Annotated in this window: 3 protein-coding genes; all 3 read left to right on the top strand. The window is 68.7% G+C overall.

Translation table 11 applies throughout. The annotated features are described in order from the left end of the window. The coding region (locus tag JCM19049_RS15540; RefSeq protein ID WP_279403373.1) for a hypothetical protein at positions 1-182 on the top strand (182 nt) is incomplete at its 5' end. 44 nt (positions 183-226) lie between these two features. Continuing rightward, complete coding sequence (locus JCM19049_RS23730; protein ID WP_374700341.1) at positions 227-580, top strand: ATP-binding cassette domain-containing protein; 354 nt, start codon at positions 227-229, stop codon at positions 578-580. Positions 581-594: 14 nt separating this feature from the next. After that, the coding region (locus JCM19049_RS15535; RefSeq protein ID WP_279403371.1) for an ABC transporter ATP-binding protein at positions 595-940 on the top strand (346 nt) is incomplete at its 3' end.

The raw sequence follows: 940 nt of genomic DNA, 5'->3' as shown, positions 1-940 counted from the left end.
GCTTGGGGGTGCTGGCTGTGGCGCTTCCCGGCGCAGGGGTCCTGCTGGGCTTCGGGCCATTGAACCCGTGGCTCCTGCTGCTGGGCGTGCTCGCCCAGGGCGGCACCTGCGTGCTCTGGTACGTCATCCGGATGATCCCGGCCACCAGCAGCTGCGTCCCCAAATCCTTCCCGCTGCCCTAGGGGCGTCGGTGGCAGCAGAATTGTCATCCCCCTATTGACGGAACGTGGGGGGTGTGCCATTCTTGCGCTATAACTGTCAACCGAGGGGTGACAGTAGTGCCGAGGGAGGCCACCATGAGCATGCGCAACCCGGTGATCCGCGCCGAAAACCTGCACAAGTCCTTCGGGAACGTGCGGGCACTGGCCGGGGTGGATCTGGAGGTGGCAGCGGGGAGATCTTTGGAATCCTCGGGCCCAACGGGGCCGGGAAGACCACGGCCGTGGAATGCCTGGCCGGAACGATCAAACCCGACGCCGGGACGCTGTCGGTGCTGGGCGTTGACCCGGCACTGCAGCGCGAGATGATCCGCCGCGATGTGGGGTACCAGCTGCAGGCACCACCCTGCCCGCCGCGCTGAAGGTCGGCGAGGCCATGCGCTGGTTTGCGGCTCTCTACCCGGATCCGGCCGACCCGGTGGAACTGCTGGAGCTGGTGGGCATGGGCCAGCGGACCAAACGCCGGATCGGGACCCTGTCCGGGGGAGAGCGCCAGCGCCTGTCGATCGCCACCGCCCTGGTCGGCCGACCTCGGATCGCGATCTTTGACGAACTGACCACCGGGCTGGACCCGCAGGCCCGGCGCGGGATCTGGGCGCTGGTGCACTCCATCCGCGCCGGCGGGGTCACCGTGGTGCTGGTCTCCCACGCGCTGGATGAGGTGGAGCGGCTGTGTGACCGGATGGCCGTCATCGACCAGGGGCGGCTGCGCTTTGCCGGGA

The sequence above is a fragment of the Arthrobacter sp. JCM 19049 genome (assembly GCF_001310435.1).
The sequence above is the reverse complement of the archived record's forward strand: the minus strand, read 5'-3'. Positions and strand labels throughout refer to the sequence as shown.